Source organism: Blastopirellula marina (assembly GCF_002967765.1).
In the GTDB taxonomy this organism is placed as follows: Bacteria; Planctomycetota; Planctomycetia; order Pirellulales; family Pirellulaceae; genus Bremerella; species Bremerella marina_A.
Genome location: NZ_PUHY01000001.1, coordinates 342,748 through 358,052 on the forward strand (window position 1 = coordinate 342,748; position 15,305 = coordinate 358,052).

The 15,305-nt window shown below is 53.6% G+C and carries 12 protein-coding genes; 6 read left to right on the plus strand and 6 right to left on the minus strand.

Going from position 1 to position 15,305, the window contains the following annotated elements:
- Window positions 1-12 precede the first annotated feature (12 nt).
- On the minus strand, window positions 13-1,377 hold the full coding sequence (locus C5Y83_RS01215; RefSeq protein WP_105327813.1) for a tetratricopeptide repeat protein: 1,365 nt from the start codon (window positions 1,375-1,377) through the stop codon (window positions 13-15).
- 487 nt (window positions 1,378-1,864) lie between these two features.
- Here C5Y83_RS01215 and coxB point away from each other — a divergent pair, with 487 nt between their 5' ends.
- Genes coxB through C5Y83_RS01245 form a run of 6 tightly spaced genes read left to right on the plus strand, consistent with a single transcriptional unit; the run spans window position 1,865 to window position 8,051 of the window.
- Window positions 1,865-2,821, plus strand: coding sequence for a cytochrome c oxidase subunit II (gene coxB, locus C5Y83_RS01220; RefSeq protein ID WP_105327814.1), 957 nt, complete (start codon window positions 1,865-1,867; stop codon window positions 2,819-2,821).
- A 2-nt stretch (window positions 2,822-2,823) separates the two neighbouring features.
- Window positions 2,824-5,049 (plus strand): cytochrome c oxidase subunit I, encoded by a 2,226-nt coding sequence (ctaD, locus tag C5Y83_RS01225; RefSeq protein WP_105327815.1) that lies wholly within the window; start codon window positions 2,824-2,826, stop codon window positions 5,047-5,049.
- Window positions 5,046-5,876, plus strand: coding sequence for a cytochrome c oxidase assembly protein (locus C5Y83_RS01230; protein WP_158262181.1), 831 nt, complete (start codon window positions 5,046-5,048; stop codon window positions 5,874-5,876). Before ctaD ends, C5Y83_RS01230 begins: the two co-directional genes overlap by 4 nt.
- A complete protein-coding gene (locus C5Y83_RS01235; protein ID WP_105327817.1) occupies window positions 5,873-6,097 on the plus strand; it encodes a hypothetical protein in 225 nt (74 codons plus the stop codon). Before C5Y83_RS01230 ends, C5Y83_RS01235 begins: the two co-directional genes overlap by 4 nt.
- Window positions 6,098-6,111: 14 nt before the next feature.
- Window positions 6,112-6,639 (plus strand): ubiquinol-cytochrome c reductase iron-sulfur subunit, encoded by a 528-nt coding sequence (locus C5Y83_RS01240; RefSeq protein WP_105327818.1) that lies wholly within the window; start codon window positions 6,112-6,114, stop codon window positions 6,637-6,639.
- Window positions 6,639-8,051 carry a cytochrome b N-terminal domain-containing protein gene (locus C5Y83_RS01245; RefSeq protein WP_105327819.1) on the plus strand — a complete coding sequence of 471 codons (1,413 nt, stop codon included), beginning with the start codon at window positions 6,639-6,641 and terminating at the stop codon, window positions 8,049-8,051. The genes C5Y83_RS01240 and C5Y83_RS01245 overlap by 1 nt, the downstream gene beginning before the upstream one ends.
- Window positions 8,052-8,076: 25 nt before the next feature.
- Here the strand turns inward: C5Y83_RS01245 and C5Y83_RS01250 are convergent, their stop codons facing one another.
- The 5 genes from C5Y83_RS01250 to C5Y83_RS01270 form a co-directional block, all read right to left on the minus strand.
- Window positions 8,077-8,988, minus strand: a complete 912-nt coding sequence (locus C5Y83_RS01250; protein WP_233207018.1) for a dihydrodipicolinate synthase family protein — start codon at window positions 8,986-8,988, stop codon at window positions 8,077-8,079.
- A 31-nt stretch (window positions 8,989-9,019) separates the two neighbouring features.
- On the minus strand, window positions 9,020-10,750 hold the full coding sequence (gene araD / locus C5Y83_RS01255; protein ID WP_105327820.1) for an L-arabinonate dehydratase: 1,731 nt from the start codon (window positions 10,748-10,750) through the stop codon (window positions 9,020-9,022).
- A 45-nt stretch (window positions 10,751-10,795) separates the two neighbouring features.
- Window positions 10,796-12,466: a GntP family permease gene (locus C5Y83_RS01260; RefSeq protein ID WP_105327821.1), complete on the minus strand. Its 1,671-nt coding sequence runs from the start codon at window positions 12,464-12,466 to the stop codon at window positions 10,796-10,798.
- Between the two features lie 195 nt (window positions 12,467-12,661).
- Window positions 12,662-13,897 carry a DUF1501 domain-containing protein gene (locus tag C5Y83_RS01265; protein WP_105327822.1) on the minus strand — a complete coding sequence of 412 codons (1,236 nt, stop codon included), beginning with the start codon at window positions 13,895-13,897 and terminating at the stop codon, window positions 12,662-12,664.
- 40 nt (window positions 13,898-13,937) lie between these two features.
- Window positions 13,938-15,305, minus strand: coding sequence for a DUF1800 family protein (locus tag C5Y83_RS01270; protein ID WP_105327823.1), 1,368 nt, complete (start codon window positions 15,303-15,305; stop codon window positions 13,938-13,940).

Genomic DNA, 15,305 nt, shown 5'->3' on the forward strand with positions numbered 1-15,305 from the left:
GTCGTCGCCTACTTATGGAGACACCGAAGGACGTTCGAGCTTTTGAGCTTCCTGCATTGCGGCGACGGCGTTTGTTTCGTCCCCCATACGCTGACAAATCGTGGCCAGCAATCGATAACCACTGGACGTAGCATGATGCCTTAGGGCCTCTTGGGCGTACCAGCGTGCTTGATTTAACTTGGCTCCATCCAGATAGAATTGCGCCAACGCGAGATAAGGCTCCGGCATGTTTGGGCCGATCGAAATCACGTTCTTAAGTGCTGCTTCCGCTGCAGCCCGATCGCCGCTCGCTTGCGAGGCCTCGGCGAGTTTAAATTGGTTCGTGAAGTCAAACGGCGCGATATCGACCAAACGTTGTCGAACCAGCCGCTCTTCAGCCGCTAAACCGGCCTCATGGTACATATCGGCTAAGACTTGACAGGCCGCGAAATTTGCAGGATCAAGCGTCAAAGCACGCAGCAAATGTAGTTCAGCAGCAAGGGAATTTCCCATACGGATTTGGACGGTAGCTGCCTCAATCAGTGTGTTGACTGTGGCTTGGCGAGCTTCAGCACTGGAAAGCACTTGAAATCTTCGTTGCGCCGCGATGTCGTCGCCACCATTCTTGTCGCTGACTAAATCGCGGTACTTCTTAGCTTCGTCGTCTTTCCCCTGCTGCGCTAGGGCATTCGCGAGGGAGGTAAACGCGGCAGGCGATTCGTGTCCCGTCTCGATCGTCTTTTTCAGACTCTTCTCCGCCTCTTCAAGTTTCCGCAGACGGAGTTGGGCTTGCCCCAAAACCATCCAGAAGGACGGATTGTCAGGATCTTGCTGAATGGCCCGCTCAATTACTTTTTCCGCTTCTTCCGATTTGCCAACCTTATTAAGCGCGACACCCAGATGGTGCATCAAGTCAGGCGACGATACTCCGGCGTTGTATGCTTTTTGCAGTGTTTCAGCAGCCAATTGACTGTCGCCACGATCCATCGCCACAGCGGCAAAGTTAATGTAGTAACGTGGATCACTAGGGGCTAAAGCGATGCACTGTTTCCAAAGCTTCTCGGCTTCTGCCGATTGACTGAATTGAGCACACATCATCGCTGCCACGTGCAACGCTTCTGCTCGGTCCGGATAGCTTTGCCGTAAGGTGTTCGCCACGAATTCCGCTTCGGCACGCAAGTCATCCTTGCTGGCTGGCATCGCCCTCGTCGGAAGCGTGATACTCGGCCGCTGCGGAATTAGCTGTTCGACGATATCCGAGATCGACTCTTGTTCGAGTGGCTCTTCAATGGCCGAAGACTCTTCTGGTTGCCCTGGAGCTTCCGGTACAGCAATTAGGTGAGAAATGCCCAGCGCGGCAGCTATACACAACACAAAAAGGGATGCCCACTTCAACATCTGGGGAATTCCAGAAGTTTGGGCAGTTTCAGCTGATGCTCCCTCGTGAGGCGCATTTGCAGAATCGTCCACAGCAAGTATCCCTGACCGCGAAGAGAACTTGTGAGTAATTAAAAGACGTCAGTTGTACGATTGGTGAACACCAATTTTGATAAGAACTTAATAGTTCTTGTAATTATCGTTTTTTTATTGCGCATTCTCAACCCACCATCTGGGTACATGCTGCGGAATACATGGTTTGTAAAATGTTGTAGGTGTGTCGATCTGCGCAACGACTTTCTTGTTCTTTTCGGTCTTCTACCGTCTGATCGAGGGAGCCAGAACGGAACACTCTATCGAGATTACCCATCTTCGTAGAACGCTCATGACATCTCTGCTTTTTTGAAGCCGAATTCACCTTGAAAGGTTTTACGACGGCCAAAGACCAACGTACAATCGGCGGGACTTAGATGGACCTTAAGCAGCAGCACCATGGAGCCACAGCACGATGCCGTCGACGTTTCCCGTATTTGACCCTGCATCTCCTCAGGCGGAGTCGATACGAGATTTGTTCGTGCAGGTTCTCTTCATCAGTGCTGCCATCTTTGCGATTGTGGCTGGCCTAATCTGCATCGCTCTGGTCAAATTCCGCTCGCAGGAAGCAGTCCCGGCCCAAGACTTTGGTAGCCACCGTCGAGAGATCGCCTGGATCGCGGGACCGGTAATTATCGTGATTTGGATTGCGGCTATAAGCATCAAGCTCGTCTTGACCGTAAACGCCCTGCCCCCTCAGTACGCCAAGGGGGAAGCCGCCTCGGATGCCGAGGTCGACATCTTCGCGACAGGCCACCAGTGGTGGTGGGAAATCGAGTATGCCGATTCGGGTATTGTCTCTGCCAATGAAGTTCACATTCCGGTCGGTAAGAAACTGCGCGTCAAGCTTCAATCAGACGATGTGATTCACTCGTTCTGGGTGCCCCAGTTATCGCGCAAGATGGACGCCATACCAGGTCATGAAAACTACATCTGGCTCGAAGCAGACACGGCTGGCGTTTACCAGGGCCGCTGTGCCGAGTACTGCGGAACGCAGCATGCCTGGATGAATTTCCAAGTCATCGCGCACAATCCAGAAGACTTCGCGGCTTGGCAAAAACAAGAGGAAAAAGTCGCCCAAACGCCAACAACTGGCAACGCGGCCAAAGGGGCCGAACTGTTCATGAAGCTGACTTGCTCGCAATGTCACGCCATTTCAGGAACCGATGCCAAAGAAGACTTCGCCCCGAACTTGACTCATTTGGCAGGTCGCCGAGAAATCGGAGCAGGTGCGATTACCTACTCGCCTGAGAACCTCCGCACTTGGTTGGCCAACCCACAAGCGATCAAACCTGGCTGCAAAATGCCTAACTTCAAACTCAGTGACGAGCATCTCGATCAGCTTGTTGCCTATCTGGAGACCTTGCGTTGAGTATGCCGTTGGTGAAAACCGCTGAGACCGAGACCGAAGAAGCGGCACCGGCCTACGAGAGCTTGCTTTCGTGGGTGAGCACGGTCGATCACAAACGCATCGGTATCCTATACATCTGCACGGCGACGTTCTTTCTCGCGGTTGGTGGTCTCGAAGCGCTGCTCATGCGTTTCCAATTACTGCTACCGCGAAATGACTTCCTGTCGCCCGACTTCTTCAATCAGATGTTCACCATGCACGGCACCACAATGGTGTTCTTGGTGGGCATGCCGGTACTGGTTGGGTTTGCGAATTACTTCGTTCCATTGATGATCGGGGCGCGGGATGTCGCTTTTCCACGGCTCAACGCGATGAGCTACTGGATGCTACCGATGGGTGGGATCTTGCTCTATTTTAGCTTCTTCACAGGGAAAGCCCCCGACGCCGGATGGTTTAGTTACGCGCCGCTATCCACTAAGCCATACAACTTGATGGTCGCGCAAGACTACTGGATTATCGGGCTCTTGTGTTTGGGCGTGGGCTCGGTGGCTGGTTCGATCAACATTTTTGTCACGGTACTCAGTCTGCGAGCACCGGGGATGAGTTTGCAGCGGGTTCCCCTGTTTGTATGGATGAGCTTCATGATGGCCATCCTAACCGTGTTAGCATTACCGGCGTTGAACGCAGCTCTGGCGATGCTGTTGATTGATCGTTGGCTCGGTGCAGCCTTCTTTGAACCAGCACGTGGCGGTTCGGCCGTGTTGTGGCAGCACTTCTTTTGGGTGTTTGGACATCCGGAGGTCTACATTCTTATTCTGCCGGCATTCGGCATGATCTCAGAAGTGATTCCGGTTTTCTCGCGGAAGCCTATTTACGGCTATTCTTTCGTCGCCGTTTCGAGTGCCGTGATCGTGCTGCTGAGCTATGGGGTCTGGGCTCACCATATGTTTGCGGTCGGGCTAGGCATGGGGGCCGACATCTTTTTCGCCATCGGATCTCTGCTGATTGCGTTACCTACTGGCGTGAAGATATTCAACTGGACCGCCACGATGTGGGGCGGATCGATACGATTGACAACGGCGATGCTGTTTGCCGTGGCATTCCTTCTGGAATTCGTCATCGGCGGTCTCTCCGGAGTGATGTTCGCTGCGGTTCCGATCGACTGGCAGTTGACTGATAGTTATTTTGTCGTGGCCCACTTCCATTACGTCTTGATTGGCGGAACGGTCTTTGGTGTATTCTCAGCGACTTATTATTGGTTCCCAAAAATGACCGGCCGCATGCTGAGCGAAAAGCTTGGCAAGTGGCAATTCTGGCTCTGGGTGTTCGGCCTGAATGCAACTTTCATGTCACAACACATTCTGGGCGTAATGGGGATGCCGCGAAGAGTGTACACCTATGCCGACAATCCCGGCTGGATGGCATTGAATGCCATCGCCACGCTCGGGGCCGTCGCCATGGGTGCCGGCACGCTGGTGTTGCTGTGGAACATCTGGATCAGCCTAAGAAGTGGGGAGATCGCAGGAAACAATCCCTGGAACGCGTTTACTTTGGAATGGGCAACCACCTCGCCTCCTCCTGTCGAAAACTTCGAATCGATTCCAGAAGTTAAAAGTCGTCGACCCGTCTGGGACATGGACCAACCTGACCGCGCCGACTGGAAAGTAGAAAAGTCGCCGCAAGACTCCGGTCGTCGTCCAGACAAGGTAACGCTTTGTGCGTGGGCATTCATCGCCTCGGAAGCCGTCTTTTTTCTATTGCTGTTGGTAGCTTACGTGGTATTCAATGCCCGTGCGGATGAAGGACCAACCTCCGCCAATTCGTTGGACGTAACTCGAACCGGCGCGTTCACCGTCTGTCTATTGGCAAGTAGCGTCACCTTCTGGTTGGCGGAATTGGCTCTCTCGGCAGGCAAGCAAATCCATTTTCGCCGTTGGCTAACACTGACGATCATCCTCGGATCGATATTTATCGCCGGTCAGGCCTGGGAGTACACGGGGCTGCTGCTAAGTGACATCACAATTGACGTGAACCTGTTTGCGGCCACGTTTTTCACCGTGACAGGTTTCCACGGAATGCACGTTATCGCTGGTTTGGTTACCTTATCAATCGTATTAGCACTTGCGTCCAGGGATGCCTTTCCGAAGGATCGCGTAAACGTCCTACGAGCGGTTGGCGTATATTGGCACTTTGTCGACGTCGTCTGGATTATCGTCTTTTCGATCATCTACCTGGGGTATTTACAGTGACGTCATTCGTCTTTCACGAATCGCTCTGGCACTGGTCCTCACCGGTCTGGCTAGTCGTAATTCCGGCAATCGTCGCCACGTTGTGGTCGCGATCGGCCGTAGTTTGGCATACATGGTTCCGAGTTGTGGCGTTAGCAGTCTTGCTGCTGGCTTTTGTTTCGCCTATCGGCGTATTGGCCAACGGTTATCTGTTCAGTGCTCACATGATTCAGCATTTACTGCTACTGTTGGTCATTCCCTTGTTTCTTCTGCTTAGTTTTCCGGAAGATGCAGCTAGAGCGGTGATGAAACGACCGGTAGGAAAAGAAGTTGGCCGGCTACTTTCAATTCCCATGTTGGGCTGGTGCTGCGGTCTGGGTGCGATGTGGTTCTGGCACGTTCCTTCCCTGTGTAGTGCGGCAACTGAGAACAGTCTTGTCGGCCTCGTACGAAATATCAGCTTTCTTGTGGCTGGTCTGGCGTTTTGGTGGCCTATTTTTGCTCCTGTGAAAAGTGCACGCATCGATCCACTAATGGGGATTGTGTACTTGTTCTCCGCTTGCCTGGGCTGCACGCTGCTGGGTATCTACATCACGTTTACCCCAATCACCGTTTGTCCGGCATTCGCCAATCCAGCCGATCGTGTCGGCATTCTGACCGCACTCTACAAAGCTGGTTTCACGCCCGATATCGATCAACAGTTGGGGGGCCTACTGATGTGGGTTCCGCCTTGTTCGCTATACATTCTGGTCATAATTAGCGTAATGTGCCGTTGGTATACGCAGCCCGTAGGTTCGCCTGAATCGCACGCTTCGCCCAGTAACGAAATTGCGGAGCCCACATCATGAACGACTCCGAACCAATGGAAACCACAGATGCCGAAAGACCGGTAGCTGCTTCTGTTGAAGAAGCGCCACCCCGCCCTACCTACGCCCCTGCCGCGATGGCTTTGGGCGTGATGATGTTGCTGTGGGGCGTGACCACCATGTGGATCATGTCGGTCGCAGGACTGGGCGTGATGATCTGGTCGCTGTGGACTTGGATGAATGAAATCCGGTTGGAAAGCTGAAAAGGAAAGCATTCGTGAGTGAAAGTGTAGACTCGTCTGAAACGAGTGCCGAGGATAATCGACGCGGTTTCCTCGCGCGACTAAGCTTAATCCTTTCTGGGGTAATCGGAGCCGCAATCACGCTTCCTGGCGTTGGTTTTGTTCTAGCCCCCGTTTTCTCGCGCGAGCCACGTGTTTGGCATCGGCTGGGTAAGGTCGACTCTTTCGAGGTAGGAAAGACGGTTAGTGTCGAGTTCCAGAATGCCTCGGTCCGCAAATGGGCTGGAGTAACAGCCCTGACTGGTGCTTGGTTACGCCGAGTCTCTGACGAAGAATTTATTGCTTTCTCTATTAATTGTCGTCACCTGGGATGCCCAGTGAATTGGATCGAGGATGCATCACTGTTCATGTGTCCTTGCCACGGTGGTGTCTACTATTCCGACGGCGAAGTTGCCGCTGGACCACCACCGGAACCGCTTGCTCGTTACGAAGTACGTGTCCGCAAGGGCTACGTCGAGATCGAGACTTCGCCCGTACCTTTGACCACCAACGATCAGGTTTAATGATGATCGCCGAGATCTGGAAATGGATCGACGATCGGAGCGGATTCTCCGACGTGGTCAAACCGATGCTGGAACATATCGTCCCAAGCGACGCTCGCTGGTGGTATGTCTTCGGCAGCGCAACGCTTTGTGCGTTTATTGTTCAGGTACTAAGCGGCATCGCGTTGGCGATGGTGTACGTTCCTGGCGGTGACGCGGCTTACGAAAGCCTCAAGTACATCACCAACGACGCCACGTTCGGTTACATGGTGCGCGGAATGCACTATTACGGCGCGACCGCAATGGTGATGCTGGCTGTGATCCACATGACCCAGGTGTTCCTCCACGCCTCATACAAATTTCCACGCGAAATGAACTGGATGAGCGGTGTCGTTCTCTTGTTTGTCGTGCTGGGGATGGCTTTCACAGGGCAACTTTTGCGTTGGGATGCCAACGGTGTCTGGTCCGTGATGGTTGCGGGCGAAATGGCCGGACGTGTTCCGTTCATTGGTGCCTACATCGCCCATTTCATTCTGGGTGGTGAAACGGTCGGAGGTTCCACGCTCAGTCGCTTCTTCGCGATCCATGTCTTCATCTTGCCGGGACTGATCTTCGCGGGGATCGGTTTGCACATGTGGCTAATCTTACGACATGGCATCTCAGAAATGCCCAAGGTTGATCAGCCTGTCGAGCCACAAACATACAAAGAAAATTACGAAGCTCGCTTAGAGAAGACCGGCGTGCCCTTCTGGCCCGTAGCGATGTGGCGGGATGTCCTATTCTCGGCATTGATGGTCGGCGTGATTCTGCTCTGCTCGCTCTTCCTCGGACCACCGACACTGGGTCCATCCCCAGATCCGGCGTACATTCACGCCAATCCGATGCCAGATTGGTACTTCTGGTGGTACTTCGCAATTCTTTCGATGCTTCCCCCGGAACTCGAGACGTACATCATTCTGGGAATGCCCGTACTTGGTTTCGTCGCGCTCTTTGTCGTTCCACTGCTTTCAAACCGTGGCCATCGTGCGCCATCCAAACGACCTTGGGCGATTGGAACCGTCGTGTTCGGTGCGACCGCATTCGTGGTGCTGACGATCTATGGCTATCGAAAACCATGGTCGCCCGACTTTACAGTCAAACCGCTCCCTGCCGAACTTGTTAATTCCAATGATCCGCACATCCAGAAGGGAGCGGAATTGGTGCATCAGAAAGGATGTCTGTATTGCCATAACATCGAAGGTTATGGTGGCTTCCGTGGGCCAGAGCTGACGTACATCGGTGACCGACTGGACCGTGGCGAGCTTACGATTCGAATCACCAACGGCGGCTACAACATGCCCTCCTTCGCCGCATCGCTATCGGCGGAGGAGATGGAACAAATCGTCGACTTCCTTCTGACACGCACGGAGCCTAAGCCCGAAGTGGCGAAGTGACAACGAGTCGACAGAAATCCAGCCTTTATGCAGATTGCTTCATCTGCTCGAGCGCAGCCGAGATCTGCTTTTGAATCGATTCCGCTGGCTCCGAGAGAAGTGGCGAAATTGGGCCAGTCTGGGCGATACCAGCCAACTCGGTAGCACGATGTAGGATCGTGATGGGTCCAAGATTGTCGCGTAGATTTTCCAGCGGTAAGAAGCGTTCGCGAATCGCTTCAGCTTCGTCCCAGTTGCCTGCTTGAATTGCTTTCAGCAGGTCGGTCGACATCTGAGGAAAGACACAGCCACAACCTGTCGTGAAGCCACCCAGTCCAAAGTGCCGCATGTGCGTGATCGCCGGTTGATCTCCGAGACCGCTGAGGATCAGGCTTGGATCGATCTTTTCGGTCAACGCTTTCAAGTAGTCATCCTGCATGTAATCTTCGCGGACGACAGCATACTTAATCGCTGAGATCATTCCGTCGTTGACCAGGGCAGTTGCATCTTCAACCGTGACCACACCGCCAAATTTCAGGTAAAGCACGACCGGCTTACCAAGTCGCGCCACCAGGTTTCGCGTACCGGCACAGAAACCTGCCGACGTGACAATATCACGTTGTGGCAAGATCATTGCAGTGGGAAATTCGAAGTCCTTCAATACCTCGGCTTGATCGAGCATCGTGCCATAAGCCGGACCGATCGCCGGAATAACCAACGAACTATCCGCAGCCAACTCGCTGATCATTTCCAATGCCGAACGATATTCGGCGAGGGTAAGATGATAGAAAATAGCGTTCCCACCGTACAGCAGCGTCGAAATGCCACCTTGTTCGATGTGCTTAATAAGCTTGGCGTTTTCCTGGCGATCCAGCTTTCCATCGGCTGCACGAGCCAGTGAAGGTACTGCCCAAACCGAGCGAGAGATCGTTGCCGCTGTTATTTGTTCCGTATCCATAGCCAATCAAGGTCCCTGGGTGAATTGTATCTCAGTAAATATCGGGATCCGGCGTGTCGGCGCCGTGATGTAGAAAGTCAAAGTCACAGCCGGCATCGGCCTGGGTGACATATTTTAGGAACATTGCTCCGTAGCCACGCGTGTAACGTGCCGGAGCAGGTTTCCAGGCGGCACGTCGCTTCTCGAGCTCGTCGTCATCGACCAACAGTTGCAACGAACGCTTCTCGACATTGAGTTCGATCATGTCTCCAGTGTGGACCAGGGCAAGTGGTCCTCCGACCGCCGCCTCGGGGGCTACATGTAAAATACATGTTCCGTAGCTCGTGCCACTCATTCGGGCATCGGAAATTCGTACCAAGTCGCGTACACCCTGCTTCAGCAAGTGATCCGGAATAGGCAGCATGCCCCATTCAGGAAAGCCGGGTCCACCTTGCGGACCAGCGTTACGCAAAATGAGGACACTATCGGCCGTGATACCTGCTTCAGGATCGTTGAGCTTCGCTTTGAGGTCACCGTAGTTATCAAACACAACCGCAGGCCCTGTATGATTCAGCAGTCGCGGCGAGGCAGCCGTAGGCTTCACCACACAGCCGGAAGGAGCCAGATTCCCTTGCAGGACGAACGTACCACCACTCTGAGAAACCGGATTATTAACTGAACGAATGATTTCCGGATCGATCACTTCCGCCCCGGCGATATTCTCACCAATTGTCGCGCCATTAACCGTCGGACATTTGCGATCAATATGCGAACCTAATTCCGAAAGCAGCGCCCGCAAACCGCCAGCATCAAAGAAGTCTTCCATCAGGAACTTACCAGCCGGACGTACGTTGGCTAGCACCGGTGTCGTTCGCGATAGCTCGTCGAATCGCTCCAGTGTCAACGGAATTCCGGCTCGGCGAGCCATGGCGATAATGTGCACGATTGCATTGGTCGACCCGCCAATGGCCATGCTAGTGACAATGGCGTTATCAAACGATGCCCCGTTCAGAATGTCCGAGGGACGCAAGTTTTCTTTCGCCATTTCGACAGCTCGGCGCCCCGTGGCAACTGCCAGACGAGAATGTTCTGCGATGACCGCTGGAACGGACGAAGCCCCGGGAAGCGTCATTCCCATCGACTCAGCGATTGCAGCCATCGTCGACGCGGTTCCCATAGTCATGCATGTCCCGGCTGAACGAGCGATGCAGTTTTCGATCTCGCCCCAAGATTCATCACACAGGTTGCCAGCTCGACGTTCGTCCCAGTACTTCCAAGCGTCGCTTCCGCTGCCCAGCGTTTGATCTTTCCAGCGCGCTTTCAGCATCGGTCCGGCTGGTAGGAAGATGGCAGGACGGTTTGCAGAAATCGCTCCCATGATCATTGCCGGGACGGTCTTGTCACACCCGCCCATCAGCACGGCAGCATCGATGGGATGACAGCGTAAGACCTCTTCCGTTTCCATCGCCAGCAAATTGCGATAGAGCATAGTCGTTGGCTTCATCATCATCTCGCCGAGCGACATGACGGGGATCTCTACCGGAAATCCACCCATTTGCCAGATACCGCGTTTCACCTCTTTTACGCGTTCCGGAAAGTGCGAGTGGCACGTGTTCAGATCGCTCCAGGTGTTAAGAATCGCGACGACCGGCTTGCCACGGAAGTCTTCGTCGTCATAGCCCATACCTTTCAATCGCGAACGATGTCCGAAGCCACGCAAGCTATCGGGATCGAACCAGCGACTACTGGGCAACTCGGAATTCTGAGAGGGATCGGAAGTCATGGATCAAAAGGTCGGTCGGAGGGAAAGAATCAGGAGGGACGGTTATCAACCATTGGAGGTTAACCAAATGGAAAACATAGCAAAAACCAAGGTCGCCAGGAACGACACAACACCCATGATCGTCAGCAATACCGAAAACGTCTTTAACGTCTCCTTTTCGGTAAATCCACTCATTCTGCTAATCACCCAAAAGCCACTGTCGTTCATCCAAGGAAGGGGTTTCGATCCACAACCGATCGCGAGCGCCAAAAACACGGGATGAAACGGCAGCCCCATTTGATTTGCTACCGGCACGACAATACCAATGGCCGTGATCATAGCCACTGTGGCGGACCCCTGAATTACGCGAATCAGCAAGGTAATCACGAAAGCAGTCACTAACAGACCAAGCCCTCCGGCTGAGGCAGGAAGTGCGTCCGCGATCGTTGCACCGATATTCGTCTGCCGGATCATCTCGCCGAAGGCACCACCGGCACAGGTAATCAATACGACGACGCCCCCATCGGCGAGCGCTTTCTGAACCGATTTGCTTAGTGACTCCCAAGTAACACTGGGCTTGCCGACCAGTGTTAACATGGCCAATACAGCCCCGAGGGATAGTGCGATATTCTTGTCCCCCAAGAACGAAATCGTGGCTCCAACAACATCAAGAAGAACTCCGCCGTCGATTGGCTCGACCGCCTGATAGACCGTCTTCATCGCTAACAAAACAATCGGCACGAAGACTGGCAAGATGGAAATTGTGAACCCTGGCAATTGCTCATTCTCTGGCAATGTGCCTCCGGCGACCGCCGCTTCCTCCGTCATACGCAGTGGAATATCCCACCGACGATTCGCCCACACCATGTACAAATAGCCTGCGACGACACCCCAAAATCCGACTCCAATGCCTCCAATGACCATGGCACCAATGCTCACGTTGAGCTCGGTTGCGACGAACAGCGGCCCAGGCGTAGGCGGCACTAAAGAATGGGCCAACGTTCCGCCGACAATAATCGACATCACGTACATCAAGTAGTCGCGCCCGGTTCGCCTTGCCATGGCGCGGGCTAACGGCAGCATTAGCAGGAAGACGGTGTCAAAGAAGACGGGGATGGCCAGCACAAAACTGCTGATCACAAACGCTGGCGTCGTCCATCGCTCCCCCATCGCCTGGCGGATTCCGAGCACAATTCGCTCGGCCGCACCACTGGCAAGCAAGCACTGGCCAATGATCGAGGCCATGGCGATCAAAATCCCGATCTTTCCGAAGGTCGATCCAAGCGCACTCGCCACTCGATTAATCGCGCTATTCTTGGCGAGCTTGGTGGCCTGAGCGTAGTTCTCCTGCGACACCAACCAAGCCTTGCTGACGTTCAAGTCGCCCGGCAGCGGTTGTCCGAGATTCGCGAACCTTTCATCTTCACTGCCTTCAAAGTTCTCGACCCAGACAATGCTGGGACCGACAAGTTTGCCTGTGTCGTCCGTGGCGTCAACGAGATAATAAGCTCCAGCCTCACTGCCAAGGTCGCTGCCGACGTCGGTTAGCGTGACTCGCCTGCCGCTTACCTGTGCAATGGTGGCAGTAGTGTGCTGCAGAGCGCTATCCGAAATTGAGTGCGGGGAAGTCGCCGCAGCAACAACTAGAGCACCAAAAAACAACGCCAGGAAGGCGTGCAGGCGGAGGAACAGAACGCCACTAAGGACGATCAGCATTCCCAGTACAATCGCGATCATCTTTAGGAATGCCTAATCACTTCACTTGGGGTGGGGAGGAGCATGGGGGAGGGAGAATCACCGGCGGGGCATCGTCCTTATACAGACGAACGCGACGCCATGAATCAGACAAGGGACGCTTCGTAGCGGTTAGGAACGCTCGGCAATCGACTCCAAGGGTAGCAGACGCAACCTCCCCAAGCAATCGGCAAGTCGCTAAGAGAACAGCGAGAGTGGCGGAAACTGCCCTAAGATAACTTCGCGAGGGCTAACGTGTAGCCAATCGCGCAGGATACCGGCGTAAACTTGGCGGAAGTCGATTTGATGTTGGATGTCACCGTCATCCAGATCGGTCAAGTCGGGCGTTTGCCCCAAGAATCCTGATTTGACTTTACCTCCACAAATAAGCATCGGTCCGGCCGCGCCATGGTCGGTTCCGCCGCTGGCATTCTCGGCGACGCGGCGGCCGAATTCGCTGAATGTCATAACGCAAACTCGATCCGCGTGATCACGTGCTTTCAGATCCTTCATAAAAGCGGACACGGCGTCGCTCCAATCCCGCAGCAAGATCGCGTGTGTATCTACTTGTTCGGCGTGCGTATCGAAACCATCGAGCTCGACGTAATAAACGCTCGTTTTCAAACCAGAATTGATCAGTTGAGCAACCGTACTTAGCTTTCTCGCTAAATCGGTCTCAGGATATTTGAATTCCGGTCGATATTGCTGTACAGCATCGGACACACGTTTGCTTGCACTGATTGCGGAGGTTGTACTGGACTGAACGAAATCGAGGAGTCCGCCCTTCTCTGACGCGGGTGAGGTCAGCTCCGTTTCCAATACGGCTTCGATCACTTCTTGATGATTACCCTGCAATTGAAAATCAGTCAGCTTGTTGAGTGAAGGAACACGAACATTTCGCGTCGCCAATGCCAACGGCTGCTTGCCTCCACCTACATGCAGGGCCGGAACATCTTCCGACAGGGATCCGTTATTTTGATCGACGTAGCGGCCAAGCCAACCGTCGCTACGTTTTTTGTCTTTTCGCAGACATGTATGCCAGATATCCATCGACTCGAAGTGGGAGCGATTCGGATTTGGGTATCCCACGCCTTGAACGACCGAAGCAGTACCTTCTTGCATCAATTCATGAAAGCCACGAAGAGATGGGTGCAGACCAAGCTCGCCACCTTCCTTCAATAAGTCTTTCGCCGCAATGCCAAGCTTCGGCCGCGCCTTGTAGTAGGCATCGTCCTGAAACGGAACGACGGTATTCAAACCATCGTTTCCCCCGGTAAGTTGGACGACGACCAGGATGTTTTCATCTTGTTTCACTTGCTCGCCCAAGGCGTTCGCAAGAAAAGACGGCACCGCGGTTCCTACGCCTATGGAAAGGCAACCTCCCAGCGAGGTCTTCACGAACTGTCGGCGGCTGAGGGAGATCGAGGATTTCATGACATGCTCCTTGAGCTTACATGCAGTTCGATGACTATATTTAGGCTAAGTGATAGGCAGGTAGCGCCGCGATAACTTCCACAATTCCTCGCAGTGACTTCTCATCCCGAGCTTCATTCGCCGGAATTCGATCGATAATCTGTTTTTCGATAATCGGGTCCAATGGCGCAGTCATCGTGAGTCGATTGAACCAAGGGATTAGTTGAATTGGTGTGTCAATGTCATACGTTCGGAGATAGTCGCCAAGGTTTTCACCATGAAACTTCGTCACAGTATCATTGAGTATTCGCTGCGCCAAATTTGCACGAGCCAGAAGAGTCGACGAATTAATCCAGGTTCGTCCCCCGTCCCAGCCTTTCACGCTCGGTGGGTAGAACAATCCTTGACCAGCTTGCATCAGCCCTTCGGCAATCTGTTGGGTATTGCCGCTGGCTTCTAGGCAGCGCATTGTTCCGATCATGAACTCGACGGGTGATTTGATCTTTCGTCCCACCGCGTGCTTAGAGTAGAAGAACTGACTGGTAAGTATTTGCGATACGACGGGAGCGATCTCTAGATCGTTGTCTTGCATTGTTCGCACCAGAGGAGCAATAAACTCGTCCGACAACTCCGGTTCATCGCAGACAAAAAAGCGAACCAGTTTTCGGCAAATGAACTGGGGTGTTGCTTCCTGCTGGATGACGATGGCAACGCCTTCCTCTCCACCAAATTCTCCCGTCTTACCGAGAATGGACTTCTCGCTTCCGTCGTGCTGGTAGCGATTCTTACGAAAGCGATGATTCTTGATCTCCCAACCAGTGAAACAACGGGCTAACTCTTGAACGTCCACTTCGGTGTAGTGCCCTTCGCCAAGGCAAAACAGTTCCATCACTTCCCTGGCGTAGTTTTCGTTGGGATGCGCCTTTCGATTGGAGGTCGAATCGAGATAGACAAGCATCGCTGGATCTTTGGAAATCGCCTGAACGAGCGATCCGAAGTTGCCTAACGCATTCTTGCGGAGCAACTGATTTTGCTCCCACATCATTCGTGGGTCTTTGACTTTTTCCGCACTCGTGGCAAAGTGACCGTGCCAGAACAGCGTCATCTTCTCTTGCAAGGGATTGGGCGTTCGAAGTAGGCGATAAACCCAAGCCGCCGACAAGCTACGCGCGTTCCCACTAGGGATCACGGTTTCCGCCAGGGTGTCGGCAACGTCGCGAAATTCTTGTTCTTGGCGACTCTTCGCAATCATTTCCGACACGATTTGGTCCGGCGACTTTTTGGCTGCTTCCTCGAGTTCCGCGAAAGACGCGCCGAAGCCAGCTCGGCGAAATAGGTGTGCCGCTAACCGGTCCGTCCAGGGAATTTCCGCCGATGGGACGAACGGTTGCCAAGCCGTATTGGGATCAATATTGCGAAGATCGTTCAT

Coding starts and splice junctions, on each gene's coding strand:
- C5Y83_RS01250 (WP_233207018.1), bottom strand. CDS start 8,988: ATGGATACGGAACAAATAACAGCGGCAACGATCTCTCGCTCGGTTTGG.
- C5Y83_RS01260 (WP_105327821.1), bottom strand. CDS start 12,466: ATGATCGCGATTGTACTGGGAATGCTGATCGTCCTTAGTGGCGTTCTG.
- C5Y83_RS01235 (WP_105327817.1), top strand. CDS start 5,873: ATGAACGACTCCGAACCAATGGAAACCACAGATGCCGAAAGACCGGTA.
- C5Y83_RS01265 (WP_105327822.1), bottom strand. CDS start 13,897: ATGAAATCCTCGATCTCCCTCAGCCGCCGACAGTTCGTGAAGACCTCG.
- ctaD (WP_105327815.1), top strand. CDS start 2,824: ATGCCGTTGGTGAAAACCGCTGAGACCGAGACCGAAGAAGCGGCACCG.
- araD (WP_105327820.1), bottom strand. CDS start 10,750: ATGACTTCCGATCCCTCTCAGAATTCCGAGTTGCCCAGTAGTCGCTGG.
- C5Y83_RS01245 (WP_105327819.1), top strand. CDS start 6,639: ATGATGATCGCCGAGATCTGGAAATGGATCGACGATCGGAGCGGATTC.
- C5Y83_RS01270 (WP_105327823.1), bottom strand. CDS start 15,305: ATGAACGATCTTCGCAATATTGATCCCAATACGGCTTGGCAACCGTTC.
- coxB (WP_105327814.1), top strand. CDS start 1,865: ATGCCGTCGACGTTTCCCGTATTTGACCCTGCATCTCCTCAGGCGGAG.
- C5Y83_RS01215 (WP_105327813.1), bottom strand. CDS start 1,377: ATGTTGAAGTGGGCATCCCTTTTTGTGTTGTGTATAGCTGCCGCGCTG.